This is a genomic window from Cytobacillus sp. FSL W8-0315 (genome assembly GCF_038002905.1).
Classification (GTDB): Bacteria; Bacillota; Bacilli; order Bacillales; family Cytobacillaceae; genus Cytobacillus; species Cytobacillus pseudoceanisediminis.
This window is the reverse complement of record NZ_JBBOOC010000001.1, coordinates 2,152,063-2,169,668: the sequence shown is the minus strand read 5'-3', so window position 1 is coordinate 2,169,668 and position 17,606 is coordinate 2,152,063. Positions and strand designations below refer to the sequence as shown.

General features: G+C 40.6%; 21 protein-coding genes. 1 reads left to right on the top strand and 20 read right to left on the bottom strand.

Annotation, left to right across the window (positions count from 1 at the left end; translation table 11 throughout):
- Nucleotides 1–15: 15 nt before the first annotated feature.
- The 15 genes from ndk to MKY20_RS10965 form a co-directional block, all read right to left on the bottom strand.
- Nucleotides 16–462 carry a nucleoside-diphosphate kinase gene (gene ndk / locus MKY20_RS11035; RefSeq protein ID WP_019380387.1) on the bottom strand — a complete coding sequence of 149 codons (447 nt, stop codon included), beginning with the start codon at nucleotides 460–462 and terminating at the stop codon, nucleotides 16–18.
- Nucleotides 463–629: 167 nt separating this feature from the next.
- On the bottom strand, nucleotides 630–1,592 hold the full coding sequence (gene hepT / locus MKY20_RS11030) for a heptaprenyl diphosphate synthase component II (protein ID WP_341000994.1): 963 nt from the start codon (nucleotides 1,590–1,592) through the stop codon (nucleotides 630–632).
- An 83-nt stretch (nucleotides 1,593–1,675) separates the two neighbouring features.
- Nucleotides 1,676–2,377 carry a demethylmenaquinone methyltransferase gene (menG, locus tag MKY20_RS11025; protein WP_009332751.1) on the bottom strand — a complete coding sequence of 234 codons (702 nt, stop codon included), beginning with the start codon at nucleotides 2,375–2,377 and terminating at the stop codon, nucleotides 1,676–1,678.
- A gap of 3 nt (nucleotides 2,378–2,380) precedes the next feature.
- Nucleotides 2,381–3,190, bottom strand: coding sequence for a heptaprenyl diphosphate synthase component 1 (locus tag MKY20_RS11020; RefSeq protein WP_019380385.1), 810 nt, complete (start codon nucleotides 3,188–3,190; stop codon nucleotides 2,381–2,383).
- 280 nt (nucleotides 3,191–3,470) lie between these two features.
- On the bottom strand, nucleotides 3,471–3,707 hold the full coding sequence (gene mtrB / locus MKY20_RS11015; RefSeq protein WP_009332753.1) for a trp RNA-binding attenuation protein MtrB: 237 nt from the start codon (nucleotides 3,705–3,707) through the stop codon (nucleotides 3,471–3,473).
- 120 nt (nucleotides 3,708–3,827) lie between these two features.
- Nucleotides 3,828–4,394, bottom strand: coding sequence for a GTP cyclohydrolase I FolE (folE, locus tag MKY20_RS11010; RefSeq protein ID WP_009332754.1), 567 nt, complete (start codon nucleotides 4,392–4,394; stop codon nucleotides 3,828–3,830).
- Between the two features lie 218 nt (nucleotides 4,395–4,612).
- Complete coding sequence (hbs, locus tag MKY20_RS11005) at nucleotides 4,613–4,885, bottom strand: non-specific DNA-binding protein Hbs (RefSeq protein WP_009332755.1); 273 nt, start codon at nucleotides 4,883–4,885, stop codon at nucleotides 4,613–4,615.
- Nucleotides 4,886–5,322: 437 nt separating this feature from the next.
- Entirely contained in the window at nucleotides 5,323–6,801 is a 1,479-nt protein-coding gene (gene spoIVA, locus MKY20_RS11000) for a stage IV sporulation protein A (RefSeq protein WP_019380383.1), read from the bottom strand.
- 349 nt (nucleotides 6,802–7,150) lie between these two features.
- The gene (locus MKY20_RS10995) at nucleotides 7,151–7,864 is read right to left on the bottom strand and encodes a hypothetical protein (RefSeq protein WP_019380381.1); all 714 of its coding nucleotides are present in this window, start codon (nucleotides 7,862–7,864) and stop codon (nucleotides 7,151–7,153) included.
- A 25-nt stretch (nucleotides 7,865–7,889) separates the two neighbouring features.
- Complete coding sequence (locus MKY20_RS10990; RefSeq protein WP_019380380.1) at nucleotides 7,890–8,093, bottom strand: DUF2768 domain-containing protein; 204 nt, start codon at nucleotides 8,091–8,093, stop codon at nucleotides 7,890–7,892.
- Nucleotides 8,094–8,337: 244 nt separating this feature from the next.
- Nucleotides 8,338–9,399: an NAD(P)H-dependent glycerol-3-phosphate dehydrogenase gene (locus MKY20_RS10985; protein ID WP_026041599.1), complete on the bottom strand. Its 1,062-nt coding sequence runs from the start codon at nucleotides 9,397–9,399 to the stop codon at nucleotides 8,338–8,340.
- Nucleotides 9,400–9,494: 95 nt separating this feature from the next.
- Nucleotides 9,495–10,805 (bottom strand): ribosome biogenesis GTPase Der, encoded by a 1,311-nt coding sequence (der, locus tag MKY20_RS10980; RefSeq protein WP_009332760.1) that lies wholly within the window; start codon nucleotides 10,803–10,805, stop codon nucleotides 9,495–9,497.
- 237 nt (nucleotides 10,806–11,042) lie between these two features.
- Nucleotides 11,043–11,228: a capping complex subunit for YIEGIA gene (locus tag MKY20_RS10975; protein WP_009332761.1), complete on the bottom strand. Its 186-nt coding sequence runs from the start codon at nucleotides 11,226–11,228 to the stop codon at nucleotides 11,043–11,045.
- A gap of 3 nt (nucleotides 11,229–11,231) precedes the next feature.
- Nucleotides 11,232–12,119 (bottom strand): YIEGIA family protein, encoded by an 888-nt coding sequence (locus MKY20_RS10970; protein ID WP_009332762.1) that lies wholly within the window; start codon nucleotides 12,117–12,119, stop codon nucleotides 11,232–11,234.
- On the bottom strand, nucleotides 12,116–12,724 hold the full coding sequence (locus MKY20_RS10965) for a YphA family membrane protein (protein WP_009332763.1): 609 nt from the start codon (nucleotides 12,722–12,724) through the stop codon (nucleotides 12,116–12,118). The genes MKY20_RS10970 and MKY20_RS10965 overlap by 4 nt, the downstream gene beginning before the upstream one ends.
- Nucleotides 12,725–12,871: 147 nt before the next feature.
- On the opposite strand from MKY20_RS10965, the gene MKY20_RS10960 reads away from it, so the two are divergent.
- Complete coding sequence (locus tag MKY20_RS10960) at nucleotides 12,872–13,015, top strand: YpzI family protein (RefSeq protein ID WP_217028182.1); 144 nt, start codon at nucleotides 12,872–12,874, stop codon at nucleotides 13,013–13,015.
- A gap of 380 nt (nucleotides 13,016–13,395) precedes the next feature.
- On the opposite strand, the gene fni is transcribed toward MKY20_RS10960, so the two are convergent.
- The 5 genes from fni to MKY20_RS10935 all read right to left on the bottom strand — a co-directional run bounded on the left by fni (nucleotide 13,396) and on the right by MKY20_RS10935 (nucleotide 17,598).
- Nucleotides 13,396–14,457 (bottom strand): type 2 isopentenyl-diphosphate Delta-isomerase, encoded by a 1,062-nt coding sequence (gene fni, locus MKY20_RS10955; protein ID WP_071157058.1) that lies wholly within the window; start codon nucleotides 14,455–14,457, stop codon nucleotides 13,396–13,398.
- A gap of 12 nt (nucleotides 14,458–14,469) precedes the next feature.
- Nucleotides 14,470–15,609, bottom strand: a complete 1,140-nt coding sequence (gene rpsA / locus MKY20_RS10950) for a 30S ribosomal protein S1 (protein WP_217028179.1) — start codon at nucleotides 15,607–15,609, stop codon at nucleotides 14,470–14,472.
- Between the two features lie 357 nt (nucleotides 15,610–15,966).
- Nucleotides 15,967–16,548: a lysophospholipid acyltransferase family protein gene (locus MKY20_RS10945; protein WP_009332767.1), complete on the bottom strand. Its 582-nt coding sequence runs from the start codon at nucleotides 16,546–16,548 to the stop codon at nucleotides 15,967–15,969.
- Nucleotides 16,545–17,225, bottom strand: coding sequence for a (d)CMP kinase (gene cmk / locus MKY20_RS10940; protein ID WP_341000983.1), 681 nt, complete (start codon nucleotides 17,223–17,225; stop codon nucleotides 16,545–16,547). The genes MKY20_RS10945 and cmk overlap by 4 nt, the downstream gene beginning before the upstream one ends.
- Nucleotides 17,226–17,415: 190 nt before the next feature.
- Nucleotides 17,416–17,598, bottom strand: coding sequence for a YpfB family protein (locus MKY20_RS10935; RefSeq protein WP_341003322.1), 183 nt, complete (start codon nucleotides 17,596–17,598; stop codon nucleotides 17,416–17,418).
- Nucleotides 17,599–17,606: the final 8 nt, after the last annotated feature.

Here is a 17,606-nt window from a genome sequence, read left to right as displayed (position 1 = left end):
TACTTTTTTTGAATATTAGTTAATCCATTCATTCATTAGTTTTTTGTATTCCACTTTTTCTTCCTCTTTGAAGAAAAGGCCGATCTCACGTTCTGCACTTGCAGGTGAATCTGATCCATGGATTACATTTTTCCCAACTGTAATGCCGAAATCTCCTCTGATTGTTCCAGGAGCAGCATCTTTAGGATTTGTTGAACCCATCATCTGACGAGCTGTAGCGATAACATTTTCACCTTCCCAAACCATTGCGAATACTGGTCCGGATGTAATAAAGTCAACAAGTTCTCCGAAAAATGGACGCTCTTTATGCTCTCCATAATGCTCTTCAGCAAGTTCCCTGCTGATGCTCATTAGCTTGCCGCCAACAAGCTGAAAGCCTTTTTTTTCGAAACGGGAAACGATTTCCCCGATTAGATTGCGCTGTACTCCGTCTGGTTTAACCATTAAAAATGTTCTTTCCATTGATTCCACTCCTAAAACTTTATGTATAGTGATTTATGTTAATCCACGAAAATATTAACATTGTTTTGAAAATTTAGCAACAGAAATCTGAAAGCGCTTTTACTTAATAATTTCCTCCTAAACAAAATTGCCGGCACCTGTAAAAGTGCTGGCAATTAATTGGCGGATTAAAATTTTCTTTTGCCTATAAATTTTGCAATATCCCGCAAAGCTTTCTTTGACCTGGAAGGAGGCAGCTCTTCGAGAACCCCCAAGGCTTTCTGCAGATATTTATCACTAATTTGCAGAGACTTTTCAATTGCACCGGAGTCTTTGACCAAAGCAATTATCTTCTCAATATCACTTCGTTCAGTTCCTTCGTGGACTCTGCTGATTTGATCGCAGATGATGCTGTTCTCCATTGCAAATAAAGCAGGGAGCGTAATGTTACCCTGGTGGAGATCTCCTCCCGCCGGCTTGCCAAGTTCTTTTTCTGTACCGACAAAATCCAGGACATCGTCAATGATTTGATAGGACATTCCCACAAAATAGCCGAATTTAAAGAGCTTTTTATGTATATCTTCCTCCACATTAGCTGCAATGCCGCCAAGCTGACAGCTCACCGCAATAAGCATGGCTGTTTTCCTTTTAATTCTCCGGAAATATGTCCTTATATTCTGATCATAGTTATACTTATCTTTAATTTGCTCAATTTCTCCTATGCAAAGTTCCACAAGGGTATGGGAGAGAATTTTGTGAGCATGCGGATTTTGTATATTGGTTATTAATTCCAAAGCGCGTGCGAAAATATAATCACCGGTATACATGGCAATCTTATTATCCCACTTTGCTTTAATGGTAGGCTGCCCCCGGCGCAGTTCTGCATCATCAATAACATCATCATGGACAAGCGACGCCATATGGATAAGCTCCAGTGATACCGCTACGTTTTTAATTTTATCAATATCATATTCTCCGAACTTTGCAGCAAGCAAAACAAAAACTGGCCGGATTCTTTTCCCCCCGGCCTGCAGCAGATGCAGGGAAGCCTGATGCAATAGAGGAGACTCAGCTTTAATCGTCTCCTCAAGCTCGTTCTCTATAACAGTTAAATCTGAATTTAAAAATGAATACATCATTTTCAATTTCATTTGCTTACTCACCCAGCTTATCGATCCCGTCTGATCTATTCTCTATCGTTCAATGAGAAACATACAGAACAAGTTATTATTTTTTATTTCGTTCCAATGTGTACTGCAGCCACACCGCCGCTATAAGGCTTGAATGTGACGTTCTTAAAGCCTGCTTCTTCGAACATTCCTGCAAGTTCTTTCATCCCAGGAAAGTCTCTGGCTGATTCCTGCAGCCAGGAATATTCATTAAAACTTTTGGCAAAAAGCTTGCCAAACATAGGCATGATAAAACGGAAGTAGAAATAATAAGCCTGCTTGTATCCAAACAGAGTTGGCTGAGAAGTCTCCAGACACACTGCTATACCGCCAGGCTTTGCAACACGGTGCATTTCTTTTAATACCTGCAGATAATCCGGAACATTGCGAAGACCGAAACCGATTGTAACATAATCGAAGGAATTGTCCGCAAAAGGAAGTTCCATTGCATTTCCATGCACAAGCTCGACTTGCTTCAGTTTCCGATCCTTAATTTTTTCCTCACCGATTTTAAGCATATTTTTACTGAAATCCAAACCTACAACTTTACCGTTTTCACCTACGGCTTCAGCAAGCGCAATGGACCAATCGGCAGTACCGCAGCAAACATCAAGAGCCTTTGAACCCTTTTGAACATTCATCTTTTTCATTGTATCTTTGCGCCATCTTAAATGCTGCTGAAAGCTGATAACTGAATTCATTTTATCGTAGTTGCCATAAATCTTTTCAAATACGCTATGAACACGTTCTTCTTTTGATTGCTGCATATTTTATCCTTCTTCCACAAAAGTTTTAGCCACAGACTGACTATTATTAAAAATGCAGTGAATACGCTGCTCTAATAATTCATTTGCAAGAGGGAATTTCCTCAGGGATTGATCAACTATATTCCTTGAAAAATCAATATATCTATCACAAATGAGAATCAGATATCTCCGCTGCTCAGCAGACATGTCTTTCACTTTTGGGAAAGTCAGCTTTTTCAGGGCTTCAAAAACGACTGAGGTTCCTTCCTTAATGAACTGCTGCTTCTCTGCAATCAATCGCTTGATGAATAAAAGATTGGATATTACCTCTTTCCAAGCTGCCTTGCTGAATGCATCAGCCAGTTTTTCAAATAGGGACGCCTCAACTTTTTTGACTGAATTCATCAGGCTGTCAACTGCATCAGGAGACTTCTGATATAGCGAAATTTTATGCTCATTTACATCTTTAATCCCATCTGCGAAGGCCCTGATCATTTTAATATCATCAAAAGCTGCGAGAATCTTGTAATATAAACCGCTGTAATAAACACCTGCAAGGACAGTGAGCTGTCTATGCTTAAGACCTTTGTCTTCAGATTCATCGTTCTTAACAAGTTCATGGGTATCAAGGGCGATTTGGATAAGCATTGCAGTAACTGCATATTTTTCTGCTTTTGTGTCAGGTATTTCCACATCATTCAGGAAAGAGATCAGAAGCAGAAGCTTGTCTTCATCAATAACAGGAGAATCAATATACCTGAGCAGATAAGGGTGGTTAACTTTTTTCTCAATCTGTTCTTTTATATCTGCTAATTTAATCTTCACATCATGCATGCCATCACCCTTGTTTCCCCTTAGTTTTCTTTTTCAGCCGCGCGCTTTCTCCATGTAAATACTGCGACAAAGAGAACGGGCACAAATTGCCTTACACATCTTATCTATTTTAGCCAATTCATTGGTTACTATTAAAGTAAAACGGGCAAAAAAAAGCCTTTTACCCGGTATCTTGTATTCAAGAGAAATAATCAAGCAGAAACAATTATATCATAAATTACAGGAACATGTCAGGACATTCTCTTGTGAAAATATCCTATCCTTCTTTTCAAAGGGAAGGTTATTTCTTAGCTTCACTTTCAAGTTCCCCATAGCTTGTCATTATTCTTGCATTCCCCCGGATCTTAATCGCGGATGTATGCTCGGTAAATTGTGCAATCATTACTTCTCCCTGATCAAGTTTTTCTGAATGATGGAATCTTGTATCAGAGCCTCTTGTTAACCCTATGACATTAACACCGTCTTCTTTGGCTTTTATCACAATATATTCATTTGCTGATGGACTTTTCTTTTCCATTTAAACCATCCTTTGCTTCATATGTTCATGATAATTACTTACAAAAAAAGGCTAAAAGTTTTATCTTTCAGCCTTTGACCTTTTTATAGCCTGAACTCCTTCATTACAGAGTTCTCATTATTATTGTTTAATAAGCGAAAGCACTTCAGCCCGTGCTCTTGCATCCTCTGCAAACACACCTCTTACTGCTGATGTCACCGTTTTTGAACCAGGCTTTTTAACTCCGCGCATTGTCATGCACATATGTTCCGCTTCCACAACGACCATTACACCATGGGGCTCAAGCTTTTCCAGAATGGAATTTGCCACAGTAGATGTAATGCGTTCCTGAAGCTGAGGACGCTTGGCAACCGCCTCCACTGCTCTGGCAAGTTTGCTTAAACCTGTTACTCTGCCGCCCCTTGGGATGTAAGCTACATGAGCAACACCAAAGAAAGGTACAAGATGATGTTCACACATAGAGTAGAATGGAATATCTTTAACTAAAACAAGTTCTTCATGATCTTCGCCAAATACTGTTTCAAAGTATTCTTTAGGATCCTGGTTAAGCCCCATAAAAACTTCTTCATACATTTTTGCGACTCGCTTAGGCGTATCAAGAAGTCCTTCACGATTCGGGTCTTCTCCGATAGCTTCTAATATTAAACGCACCGCATCCTCTATCTGGGCACGATTCACTTCTGCCATAATTATGCCTCCTATGTATTAACACTGTGGTAATAATATGTTCATATTAGCATAACCCTTTCATTCAGGCAAAACTGAAACTTCCGTGTCTTTCTCTAATTTAAATATACAGCTCTTTCCCCTGTAGCCAGGGTGATTTCAGATCGGATAAAAAAGAAAAAACCGCGATTATTCGCGGTTTTTAGCTCAAGCATAAGCTTTAAGCACTTGTATGTAGATTATTTAACTGCATCTTTAAGCGCTTTACCTGGTTTGAAAGCAGGAACTTTGCTTGCAGCGATTTCGATTTCTTCGCCAGTTTGCGGGTTGCGTCCTTTACGGGCTGCACGCTCGCGAACTTCAAAGTTTCCGAAACCGATTAGTTGTACCTTATCACCATTTTTCAAAGCATCAAGGATTGTATCGAAAACAGCATCAACTGCTTTAGTCGCGTCTTTTTTAGAAAGTTCGCCAGCTTCAGCAACTGCGTTAATTAGTTCTGTTTTGTTCATGCCTTTCACCTCCTCCCAAATATGGATAAAACCCAGTAAAATAAGATTCCTTACATACATTTGTAAACAAAATTACTGAATTCTATACGTTATGGCGTTTTTTTTGTATAACAAGCCCTATAATAAATGATAAATTGAAATTTTTCAATCCAAAAATCATTATAAACCCTTTAAATATAAGGGTTTCGGCCGCCATAACGGTAATTCTGTTAAAAGATTATCACAATCAAATGCTGTTATCAAGAATATTTCATGATTTAATGGGAATCTTTTCTTCTTTGCAACATATTTGTAATAAGTTGACCTGTTTTTATTACCCTTACGGCGCTTTTTAAAACACTATTTTAGAAAATCAATTGCAAATTAAGCAGTGAATTTTTCAAACATTTCCTTTAAATTAGAATAAACGTAAAAAAAGACTCCAAAAGGAGCCTTCATTAAAGAATAATCGCTATTAATCCGCCAGAGCCTTCGTTGATGATTCTTTCTAATGTTTCTTTCAGTTTGTATCTTGCATTTTCAGGCATTAGGGAGAGTTTGGCCTGAATTCCTTCTCTTACGATGGAGCTTAGGCTGCGTCCAAAGATGTCGGAGTTCCAAATTGAAAGCGGATCGTCTTCAAAGTCCTGCATCAGATAGCGGACAAGTTCTTCACTTTGCTTTTCTGTTCCGATGATAGGTGAGAATTCAGATTCTACATCCACTTTAATCATATGAATGGATGGGGCAACGGCTTTTAGCCTTACACCAAAGCGGGAACCATGGCGTGTAATTTCCGGTTCATCGAGGCTCATATCAGCCAGCGAAGGAGCAGCAATGCCGTAGCCGGTTTGCTTTACCATTCTCAATGCATCGGAAATTTGATCATACTCTGCTTTGGCATGAGCAAATTCCTGCATCAGCTCAAGCAAGTGGTCTTTTCCGCGGATTTCAACACCCACTATCTCTTTAAGTACCTCATCATAAAGATCATCTGGCGCATATAAGTCAATTTCGGCTACTCCCTGCCCCATTTCAATACCTGCGAGGCCTGCCCGGTCAATGAATTCAAAGTCGCTGAATTGATGGACCACTCGGTCGACATCTCTTAGCCTCTTTATATCCTTAACCGTTTCTTTAACAGCTTCCTGATAGCTTTCACGAAGCCAGTGATCTTCATGCAGCACCATTACCCAGCTCGGAAGGTTTACATTGACCTCCAGTACCGGGAACTCATAAAGAGCTTCACGCATAACGTTTAGTACATCTGATTCCCTCATGCCCTCAACACTCATGGCCAGGACAGGGATATCGTATTTTTCAGCGAGATCATTTCTCAGGGCATCCGTATTCGGATGATGAGGCTGGACACTGTTAATGATCATGATAAATGGCTTGCCAACTTCCTTTAACTCTTCAATAACCCTTTCTTCGGCTTCCAGGTAATTCGCACGCGGGATCTCTCCAATTGTTCCGTCAGTTGTAACCACTACTCCGATAGTCGAATGCTCCTGAATTACCTTTCTAGTTCCTATTTCAGCAGCTTCATGAAAAGGAATCGGCTCTTCATACCAAGGTGTATTGATCATTCTCGGGCCGTTTTCGTCTTCATAGCCCTTCGCCCCCGGTACTGTATATCCCACACAGTCCACAAGCCTGATATTTACATCCAGCCCTTCTGCAACATGCACTGTAGCAGCCTGGTTAGGGACAAATTTCGGTTCTGTTGTCATAATCGTCTTGCCAGCAGCACTTTGAGGAAGCTCATCCTGTGTGCGGGCACGTTCTGCTTCATTCTCCATATTTGGCAGAACAACTAGTTCCATAAACTTTTTTATAAATGTAGATTTGCCGGTGCGAACTGCGCCAACTACTCCAAAATATATATCGCCGCCAGTTCTTTCGGCAATATCTTTAAAAATATCAACCTTTTCCAAGTGATCCCCTCCTGAAATCTTGAGTTAATGGGATAATATTATCCTATCTATTATGTTTGGACATTATATGTGTATGATGTTGTCCTACATTGTTATGACAGTTTTTTAAAATTTTTACCCCCTATCAGGAATGTGCATTGCACCTGCCAGCCCAGCTGGAAATCTCCAAACCAATGACAGTCTGAAATGGACAGCTTACCATTCCAAATTTCCTTTTTTATTTTCAAACTCCCCTTACTCTTTATTCCTTTACCTTTATGCTTATAGTCAATAGTTGAAGAGTGGCTATAAAAGTATATAAAAAAATAACCCTTCTCCTACAATATATTTTGCAGGAGAAGGGTTATGACTATTTCACCAAAAAGATTGGATCATTTGTGGCGGGATCGATTGTGTAAGGCAGGGAATAGGCAGGAACAAAATCAGAATCCTCTACAAGAAGATCTCTAATATCTTCTCCAGGTTTAGGCTTGTTTTCCTTATTCTCCAATGCCTGATATAAATCAGCCCGGTAATCCACGTATACCTCTGCATTGCCGGTAACAACATACGGGAGGCTCTGGCCGCTGTATGGACTGAGGGCTTTAGGTTCTTCCTTAAACCCTAATTTTTTGAAATCCATCGTAAAGACATTTTCTGCTATCTGCTCTTTATATGGCGGGAACCCATGTGCCTTAACCCTCAGGTTAATATCCCTGATGGTTTCAGCAATTCTTAAATCAAAAATCTTCACTTTTGGATCTGTTTCTGCATCAACGATTACATATTGAAAAACTCCGCCGGATTCAAAGGCATTCCCAGGCGGCTCTGCCATATATTCGGGGGCAATTTTCTTAAAATCAATCGGATATTTTTGATATATAGGGGTCGTCTGATCCTTGGTTTTGATCGGCAAAAGGCCTCCATTTGCTTCCCGATATTGGTCCACTGCCGACTGGACAGACTGAAGCTGATCCTTATAGGCTATCTGATTTTGTGATAATTTCTCTTCAGGATACATACAGCCCGTCAGAATCAAAGCACCGCTCAACAAGAGCAAAAATATATTAAAAGCTTTTTTCATTTAATCAACCCTTTATGTAAAAGTGCTAGCTGCTTGTCGGACCGCTGAACACGACAATCACTATAATAATCCCGCTTATTATCATTAAAAAGTAGGCAACAATGGCTGTTATAATCTTAAAAACTCCAGGTTTCAGCTTGTAGCGGCTAAGATAAATTAATATTATAGATAAAAACATAAATCCCATAGAAGCAAGGGATATCCACATTTTCATTAAAGCCGGCGACATACAAATCAACTCCCTTTTCCGAAATGTATTATAACATACTAATTGAATAAATCTAAAAACTTTTCATTACGAAAAAATTAAACACAAAAAAAACTGAGGCAAAGAAGGGGCAATTCTTTACCTCAGCCATTTGACTAAATAACCCAGCACCCTGTTCATTACACTAGTTTGCTTCGTTGCATTGTATGCAGGAACCTGCTGTCTCGCATCATCTAATGCCTATATTTTTCAATTAATAAACATTTCAGTCCTTTTTATTCCCGCTTTGATCTTCCAAAACGTTCGCAAGATCTTCCATCTCATGTGTTTTTCCTCTTGCCATCAGAAGATCAACAGCATCCTTCGCAATTACATTATTAAAAAGAACATCATACAGGACAGTAGTAATCGGCATTTTTACATCATATTTTTGAGCCAGCTGATGTGCTGCCTTTGTTGTCCTGACTCCCTCTACGACCATCCCCATATTATCAAGGACTTCCTGCAGATTATGGCCCTTTCCAAGAAGGTTGCCAGCTCGCCAATTGCGTGAATGGACAGAAGTGCATGTAACGATCAAATCACCGATTCCCGCTAAACCGGAGAAAGTAAGCGGGCTTGCCCCCATCTTCATACCGAGACGGGCAATTTCAGCAAGGCCTCTGGTTATCAGGGCTGCCTTTGCATTGTCTCCATAGCCTAAGCCATCTGTAATTCCAGCTGCAAGCGCAATAATATTTTTCAAAGCCCCGCCAATTTCCACTCCAATGATATCCGGGTTTGTATATACTCTGAAATTGTTATTGATAAACAAATCCTGGATTTTTTCGGCAGCAACCATATTTTTTGATGATACCGTAACAGTAGTTGGATGCCGCAGACTAACTTCTTCTGCATGGCTTGGACCAGAGAGTACCACTACACTATCCAGAAGATTTCCAGGCATTTCTTCTTCAATCATTTCAGAAATCCGGAGAAGTGAATCAGGTTCAATGCCTTTACTTACGTGTACAATGGTTAGAGGCTCTTTTCTACTTCCCTTGATCTTGCCGACTACTTCACGAATTGCCTTTGTCGGTACTGCCAAAATCAAAGTGTCTGTTCCGGTTAAAGCCTCTTCAAGCGACGTGTATCCCCTTATTTCTGCAGGCAGATGTATCCCTGATAAATATTTTTGATTAGTATGGTGCTTATTAATTTCTTCTATCTGATCAGGGTTATGGCCCCACAGTCTGACGTCATGCCCATTATCCGCAAGCACCATCGCCAGGGCAGTACCCCAGCTGCCAGCACCTGCTACAGCTACACTTTCTTTTTTCCGCTCCATTTGATCACTGCCTTTCAATGTATTTGGATGCATCAAAAATTCATCCGATTCTGCCTGCCAGACAACATTAAAGCTTTCCGGCTGGCATCATCGCATTATTTTCTTTCCCTTGCAAATATCTTAATAGGTGTGCCTTCAAAACCAAAAGCGTCTCTAATTCTGTTTTCAAGGAAACGTTCATATGAAAAATGAAGAAGTTCAGGATCATTAACAAACACAACAAATGTCGGCGGCTTCACAGCAACCTGTGTTGTATAATAAATTCTTAGGCGTCTTCCTTTATCTGTAGGTGTTGGATTCATCGCAACAGCATCCATAACGACATCATTGAGGACGCTTGTTTCAACACGCAAAGCATGGTTTTCACTGGCTGTATTAATCATCGGGATAAGAGTATGAATACGCTTTTTCGTTTTAGCTGAAAGGAAAACAATTGGTGCATAATCAAGGAATTGAAAATGCTCACGGATATTTTGTTCAAATGCCTTCATTGTTCTCTCATCTTTTTCAACTGCATCCCACTTATTGACTACAATAACAACAGCTCTGCCTGCTTCATGAGCATAACCGGCAATGCGCTTGTCCTGCTCGATGATTCCTTCTTCCCCATCGATGACCACTAGGACAACATCGGAACGTTCGATTGCCCGCAAAGCTCTCAGTACACTGTATTTTTCTGTTGTTTCATAGACTTTCCCTTTTTTTCGCATTCCTGCAGTATCGATGATGACATATTCCTGTCCGTCAACTTTCACCTTCGAGTCGATAGCATCTCTTGTGGTGCCTGCGATATTGCTGACAATGACCCGTTCTTCACCAAGCATTGCGTTTACAAGGGAGGATTTCCCGACATTCGGGCGCCCAATTAAAGAAAACTTAATGACATCTTCTCCATATTCAGTTTGGCCATGTTTCGGGAAATGCTTGGCTGCTTCATCAAGCAAGTCTCCAAGACCAAGCCCATGAGAACCTGAAATAGGAAATGGTTCACCAAAGCCAAGTGCATAAAAGTCATAGACTAAATCCCGCATCTCAGGGTTATCGATCTTATTTACCCCAAGAACTACAGGCTTTTTGGCTTTATATAAAATTTTGGCAACTTCCTCGTCTGCAGAGGTAACACCCTCTCGCCCGTTTACAAGAAAAATGATGACATCTGCTTCATCAATCGCAATTTCTGCCTGAAGCCGAATTTGCTCTAAAAATGGCTCGTCTCCAATATCAATTCCGCCTGTGTCAATAATATTAAAATCATGAGTCAGCCATTCTGCAGAACTATAAATCCTGTCCCTTGTCACTCCCGGAATATCTTCGACAATGGATATCCGTTCTCCTACAATTCTGTTAAATATCGTTGATTTCCCAACGTTAGGACGCCCGACAATAGCCACCACTGGTTTTGCCATGAACATCACCCTTTCAATTCTTTATTTAAATTGTTTAAACATCCCATCTATGTTCCAGAAATGCCTTTACCTTGAGTAAGCATACAGATGGCTGTCCACAATAACACTACATTGATGTTAAAACCATCCAAACAGCTGTACATTTATAAAATAAACCCTTCTCAAAGATAGAAGGGTCTAACTTAGATATTTTAACAAAGAGAAACCTTCCTAGCAATGAAAAACTTGGAAGCTGGATTAATGCTTAACAATTACATATAGTTCATCTGTTAAAGCATGGGCAATACCGTCAAGAATAGCTTCGAGATTGGCTGCGATGATTTCCATTTCTTTTTTATCTTCACAATGAAATACGGCGGTTCCTGAGGGTATCTTGGCTGGATTTGTTGTAATTGCAGCCAGTATGAATTTTTCAAGCACCATACGCTAACTTCCTTTCCCATTCGTTTGCCGTTCAGTAGGCATCCTAATCGCGTTTTCGAGTGTCGGAACCGCTTCGATGATTTTTATGGCTTTATTGATATTCTTTTCCTGCGGCAATACAAAAACCCCCACACGCCCATCATCAAGGTCCCTTTTCGCAAGCGGAACAAGCGCAGGAGTTCCGGAATCCCGGTAAACACCCAAAGCAGTAGAAACATCATGCAATATAGCCTGTCTCTGCCCAAGATTCGCAATAGTGGAGCGGGCATTGAAATTTTTAGGTTTTAAAATAAATCCCATCCCATATCGCAGCACTTCCTCTTGTCTTTCAGGCAAACCTATATTCATGATATAAATATTGTCAACATACAAGCCCGCTCCATCAAATCGCGGCTCTACAAACTCAACTTCAACGATTTCCTTCAGCCTTCCCCCTGACATTAATTTCTTTGAAATAAGTACGGCCAGAATGGCTGCCGCAAGCCCTCCCCATATATTAAATAGCAGATAGCCAAGCGTACTTAATAAAGATGTAAAAATCACAAGATAATTTCTGCTTTCGAAGGCGATCGCCACGCCTTCTATATACGTTTTGCCTCTGGGAACCATTTCGTAGCTGTCCAGTTCAGTAAGCGTGTTTCTCTCCATGTTTCTGACTTCCCTAAACTGGGATGCAGCAAGGGTCAGGAAGGTAATGGCTGTGAATTCTTCCTCCATAATTGAAGGGATGGCCACCGTTCCCAGGCCAGCAGCAATGAATCCCAATGCAACATGTATAATTTTTCCATGTAAGTATGTAGGGTATTGCCGGTAATCGGTCCGCAGCATATAAATACGGGTCAAAGTTCCGGCTGCCAGACCAAAAAGTATCGGGTACGTATATTCGCTCATGATAATTTTTGTTTCTCCCTTTCGAAATGTTTAAAGTTGGCTTCAATATATTTGACGGCCCATTGCACTGCAATCCATACGGCCGATATGGAAACAGAGATTGCCATGATATCCAGAAAGGCCAATGATCCAATAGTGTACGGAAAGGAAAATTGATTAAGTATGAGCGCATAAAGAACTTCTCCCTGGATGCTCCCGAGCAATATTAACGGCAGTCTGAGCATTCTGTTTTTTTGCAGGAGAACTGCCAAATAAACAAGAAGGACTGACAGCATCCAATTTCGTGAGAATATTACCCAAACCGGATCAAACAGTTCAAACAGATGAAATGTGACATATGCCATCATCAGGATGAAAGCACAAAAAAGGAAATAAAGTTTACTCAGTTTTTTTAATCTCCCAGCAAAAATATATAAAGATACAAGCAGAAAAAGGCCACCAATACCAGTTTCAACATTGAAGATTTTAAGTGTCCAGGGTGACAGCATAATGAAGAATAAAATCCAGGCAGATAATAGAAACCTGTATTTATTATTTCGATCCATAAAAAAAGTCGCCATAATCCAAACCATCCAGGAAATCCAATAGAAAATTAATCCTTCCATCCTCTACCTCCTATCATTTCCATTATGGCTTTTTCATATGTAAAATAACCCTGCAAGTTCAAAAGGATAATTCCTTTGGAATCAAAGCTATCTTTTTGCATAATTCTTTTGCACTCATTTCATCTTAATAACATGGAGGTGTTTAATATGGGTAAAGACAGACAGGAAAAAAAACTTAAAAATAGCAGAAAAGTGGAATCCGATCGCGACCAGGCACTTCATTATGCTGGAGCTGCCAAGATGCAGAGCCCCGAAGAAGCCAGATCTTTGAATGATTCAAAATACAGTTAAAAAGAAAAGCGCAAGCGCCTTGCTCACAAAGGAACACAGACTAAAAACGCCACATCCTCTCAAAAGCTGGCGCATTTGATCGTGCGATGATTATGCTGACAAAACCCTCCTTTCCTGGGGGCACCAAGCACAAGATTAGCCCTGCAGGAAGGTGTTCTTTCCTTCTGGAATGGAATGGTTAGCTTTCGTCCGGAGCCGAAACCGGACAAACTTGTGACCTCGAGGGTGGAGGCGCTCCTCATAAAAGCTAACGCTTTTAATCGTGCTATGGTCATGCTGTCGAAGTGTTCCTTGTGGACCCAGACAGTTATCGATGTTCAAAAATCTAATATACACGCCTCTGAAAGCAAAAAAATAGCTCTCGTCATTTGACGAGAGCTTTACTTTGGGATGATCCGCTGGGAATATGCCTTTGTATCAATGCCACGTTCATTCAGCCAATGATGGGTCCCTCCAGTTATGATAATTGGAGACTGCTGAAGCTGGGCGATGTTTGCTGCCCCCAAGGCCGTCATGATCACTTTCAATTCGATATGCATATTGTTAATCTCTTCAATGAGTGCTTCAAGTCCTTCTTTCATGAGTACTTTCAAAAAGTATCCCGCCATCCCTGCAGCTCCTGCACCAAGAGCAATTGCCTTAGCTATTTCATGGCTTGACTGGATCCCCCCAGAAGCTATGACAGCAATATCTTTTTCCAAAGATACAGCTTCTGCTATGGAAACTGCTGTCGGGATTCCCCACTCATTAAAAAACGTTAACAGTCTTTCTCTTCTTGCATTTTCTATGCGGGAGAAATTCGTTCCGCCAAATCCGCCGATATCGATTGCTGTAACACCGGCTGATGCAAGCATTGATACTGTTTCTTTATTCATGCCAAACCCCACTTCTTTTACAACTACTGGAACTTCAGAATGGGAGACGATATGTTCAATTCTTTTTAGGGCACCCCGAAAATCACGGTCACCTTCAGGCATGGTCAATTCCTGGACTACATTTAAGTGAATTTGCAAAGCATCTGCTTCTATCATATCAACCGCTGCTTTTGCCTGATCGATTGTAGCTTCGCTGCCTAAGTTGCCAATAATAATTCCATAGGGGTTTTCTCTCCTGACAACCCTGTAGGATTCTGCTTCACTTGGATCCTTCAGTGCAGACATTTGAGACCCTACTGCCATAGCAAGGCCTGTTGATCTGGCAGCCAGGGCGAGATCCCGGTTAATTTGAACCGTTCTTTCTCCTCCTCCCCCTGTCATGGCATTTATAAAAATTGGCGAACTTAATGAAAGTTCGCCAATTGAAGTGCCTAAATCAGCCTGATCAAGAAACGCATCAGGAAGACTTTGATGAATAAATGCAATATCCTCTAAACCGGTATTGCTATTTTGGCCCGTTGCCAAAGCATGCTGGATATGATCCCATTTACGTTTTGATCTAGACAAAATTTATCACCATTACTTTTTTAAATTCTTTAGCTGGTCGCCTATCATATCACCAAGCGAGAAGCCTTTATTTTCTTCAGGAAGTTCATAGTCAGTCACTTCTTCCTGTTCTTTTTCAAGAAGATCTTTGATGCTCAATGACAGGCGCTGGTCCTGTTCGTTCACATCAAGAACCTTTACTTTTATTTCCTGTCCTTCGCTCAATACTTCGTGAGGAGTTCCAATATGCTTATGCGCAATTTGAGAAATATGGACAAGGCCTTCCACTCCTGGGAAAACTTCAACAAATGCTCCATATGAAACCAGTCTTTTTACTGTTCCTTCAAGAGTGCTTCCTTTAGGAGCCTTTTCACTGATATTATCCCATGGTCCTGGCAAAGTCTCCTTAATGGAAAGTGAAATGCGTTCATTATCCCGGTCTACACTTAATACTTTCACATTCACTTTTTGGCCTTCTTCCACAACATCTGAGGGCTTCTCTACATGCTCATAAGAAAGCTGGGAAATATGAACAAGACCATCGATCCCGCCAATATCAACAAATGCTCCAAAGTCAGTAATTCTTTGAACTGTTCCATCTAAAACCTGACCTGCCTGAAGGGATTCAAGCACTTGGTGTTTCTGTTTTCCTTTTTCTTCCTCTATTACAGCGCGGTGAGAAAGAATAAGGCGATTTTTATCTTTATCAAGCTCTACAATTTTAAATGTCATCGTTTTGCCTTTATAATCAGTAAAGTCCTCAACAAAGTGAGCTTCAACCAGGGAAGCAGGAACAAATCCGCGCACACCCAAGTCTACTACTAAGCCGCCTTTAACAACATCTTTTATTTCTGCTTCAAAAACTTCACCATCATTGAATTTCTTTTCAAGGGTTTCCCAGGATTTCCCGGCATCCACTTTTCGTTTAGAAAGAATAAGGGCTTCTTCCTCCACTTTTAAAACTTCAAGCTCGAGCTCATCTCCTTCTGAAACCGCATCGCTTGCTTTTTCAATATGAAGGCTTGAAAGCTCGCTGATTGGGATAATCCCATCCAATTTGCTGTCAGCAAGGTCAACAATGACTTGCTTTTCTTCCACTTTGGTAACTTGGCCTTTTACCTTGTCACCCACCTCAAAATTTTTAACTTCTACTTGATTCATTTCCTCTGACATATGTATTCCTCCTTAATCCAATGGCTGCTTTCAAATTTTTAATCTGTATTCAACTGCCTGCCATCCAGGCAAGAACCCTGTGTCAGCAGCAGAAATACTCGAATGGCTATTTATTTTGCAGGCTATTTTTCAACTGTTGTTGAATGTCTCTTTCTGCCCTCATAAGAAAAGCGTAAACGCCTTGCCCACCCCCGACAAGAACAAGACTTGTGACCTCGAAGGGTTAGGCTGCTTGCGCTAGACAATTCTTGAAGTTCAAAGTAAAGGACAGCCTTATTTTTCGAATATTTTCGCCTTTTTAAAAAATGCCTTTTTACTAACTTCTTACAAAAGAAGTTTTTTGTCAAGCAAGAAGGTCTATGAATAATCTTCAATTAATTTACGTATTTCTGACATAATCAATTCAGTGGTTTCCTCTGCCGAGGCCTTTCTTTCCCTTAGCTCTTTCATATCAATTGGTTTACCATATACAACTTTTAATCTTGAAAAAGCTTTATAGGGGCCAATAATGGCACAGGGAACGACATTCGCTTCTGACCTGAGAGCAAAAAAACCTGCACCTGCCAGTCCTTTCCCCAGCTGCCCCGTTTTACTTCTAGTACCCTCTGGAAACAGCCCTAAAACCTTTCCTTCTTTTAATATTCCAAGCCCTTTTCTCAATGCCTCTCTGTCACTCATTCCTCTCTTGACAGGAAATGCGTTGAGATCGGGAAGAATTTTCCCCAGAACCGGTACATTAAAAAGCTCTTCCTTGGCCATAAAATAAACTGGCCTTGGAGCATTAATGCCGACTACCGGAGGATCGAGATTATCTATATGATTGGAGCATAAAAGGACGCCCCCTTCAGCAGGAAAGTTCTCCTTCCCAATTACTTCAAATCTGTATATGGGTTTTAGAACTCCATAGACTGCTGCTTTAGCAAAAGAATAGAGATTCACTTTGAACCAATCCTTTCAATAGCCAGATCCATTATCTTATCGACTACCTGTCCAATTGACAAAGAAGTTGTATCAATCTCCTTTGCATCATCTGCTTTCTTTAAGGGAGCTACTTCGCGCTCAGAGTCCAACTTGTCCCTTAAGGAAATTTCTTCCTTTAGTTTTTCAAGATCAGATGGATATCCCTTCTGGATATTTTCGTTATGTCGCCTTACAGCTCTTTCATCGACAGAGGCTAAAAGAAAAATCTTTACTTCTGCATGGGGCAGGACATGAGTTCCGATATCCCGGCCATCCATTACAACTCCTCCATTTAAAGCAAAGCTTTGCTGGCGCAATACCATTTCTTCTCTAACTAGCTTATGCATGGAGACTATAGAAACAGAATTTGTCACTTCAGAAGTCCTGATTTCATTTGTCACATCCAGCCCGTCCAGATAAATTAATTGCCCTTTTTCGCCTGGCTGCAGTTCAATAGCTGTATTGTTTAGAATCTCCATAAGAGAAGCTTCATCTTCAAGACTTGCATTCTTCTGAATAGCTTTATAAGTCAAGGCGCGATACATGGCACCAGTATCAATATATATGTAAGATAATTTTTCTGCCACAATCTTTGCTACTGTACTTTTCCCCGCAGCAGCTGGGCCGTCAATTGCAATTGATATACGTTTGCTCATAGTTCCTCCTGTACCCCTGGCCGCTTCTTTCCCAGGTTCATTCAGCTTTATTTTAACATAATAAGTCTGCATCAGTGCATAATTAAGCTGTTTTTTAAGTCTTGCAAATATTAAAAAATAGCCCCTGAAAGGCTTATAGATGATCGATTTTCCCGACTGCCGGGACAAAAAATAAGCAGGCGCCTGCCTGCTAATAATTTTCCCAGAACGTTTCAAGCAGCTCAGTGAAATTCTGATCTGTAACACCCTCATACTGAGTCAGCTGCTTTAATTCCGGAAAAGCATCCATATGATGAAAGAAAAATTGAGTGAACAGCAAGAAAACAAATTGCACAATAATTAACTTTAGAATAATCCTCTCCACCGTTTTCATCAATGCCA

Excerpts from the sequence above, each read along its gene's own strand:
- ndk (WP_019380387.1), bottom strand. The coding sequence starts at position 462 with ATGGAAAGAACATTTTTAATGGTTAAACCAGACGGAGTACAGCGCAAT.
- MKY20_RS10985 (WP_026041599.1), bottom strand. The coding sequence starts at position 9,399 with ATGGAGCGGAAAAAAGAAAGTGTAGCTGTAGCAGGTGCTGGCAGCTGG.
- hepT (WP_341000994.1), bottom strand. The coding sequence starts at position 1,592 with ATGAAATTGAAAATGATGTATTCATTTTTAAATTCAGATTTAACTGTT.
- MKY20_RS10975 (WP_009332761.1), bottom strand. The coding sequence starts at position 11,228 with ATGGTGCTTGAAAAATTCATACTGGCTGCAATTACAACAAATCCAGCC.
- rpsA (WP_217028179.1), bottom strand. The coding sequence starts at position 15,609 with ATGTCAGAGGAAATGAATCAAGTAGAAGTTAAAAATTTTGAGGTGGGT.
- MKY20_RS10970 (WP_009332762.1), bottom strand. The coding sequence starts at position 12,119 with ATGAGCGAATATACGTACCCGATACTTTTTGGTCTGGCAGCCGGAACT.
- folE (WP_009332754.1), bottom strand. The coding sequence starts at position 4,394 with ATGGCAGAAGTGAATCGTGCCCAGATAGAGGATGCGGTGCGTTTAATA.
- hbs (WP_009332755.1), bottom strand. The coding sequence starts at position 4,885 with ATGAACAAAACAGAACTAATTAACGCAGTTGCTGAAGCTGGCGAACTT.
- menG (WP_009332751.1), bottom strand. The coding sequence starts at position 2,377 with ATGCAGCAATCAAAAGAAGAACGTGTTCATAGCGTATTTGAAAAGATT.
- MKY20_RS10960 (WP_217028182.1), top strand. The coding sequence starts at position 12,872 with ATGGGTAAAGACAGACAGGAAAAAAAACTTAAAAATAGCAGAAAAGTG.
- mtrB (WP_009332753.1), bottom strand. The coding sequence starts at position 3,707 with ATGGAAAAGAAAAGTCCATCAGCAAATGAATATATTGTGATAAAAGCC.
- MKY20_RS11020 (WP_019380385.1), bottom strand. The coding sequence starts at position 3,190 with ATGCATGATGTGAAGATTAAATTAGCAGATATAAAAGAACAGATTGAG.
- der (WP_009332760.1), bottom strand. The coding sequence starts at position 10,805 with ATGGCAAAACCAGTGGTGGCTATTGTCGGGCGTCCTAACGTTGGGAAA.
- MKY20_RS10965 (WP_009332763.1), bottom strand. The coding sequence starts at position 12,724 with ATGGAAGGATTAATTTTCTATTGGATTTCCTGGATGGTTTGGATTATG.
- cmk (WP_341000983.1), bottom strand. The coding sequence starts at position 17,225 with ATGAGCAAACGTATATCAATTGCAATTGACGGCCCAGCTGCTGCGGGG.
- MKY20_RS10990 (WP_019380380.1), bottom strand. The coding sequence starts at position 8,093 with ATGTCGCCGGCTTTAATGAAAATGTGGATATCCCTTGCTTCTATGGGA.
- MKY20_RS10935 (WP_341003322.1), bottom strand. The coding sequence starts at position 17,598 with ATGAAAACGGTGGAGAGGATTATTCTAAAGTTAATTATTGTGCAATTT.
- MKY20_RS10995 (WP_019380381.1), bottom strand. The coding sequence starts at position 7,864 with ATGAAAAAAGCTTTTAATATATTTTTGCTCTTGTTGAGCGGTGCTTTG.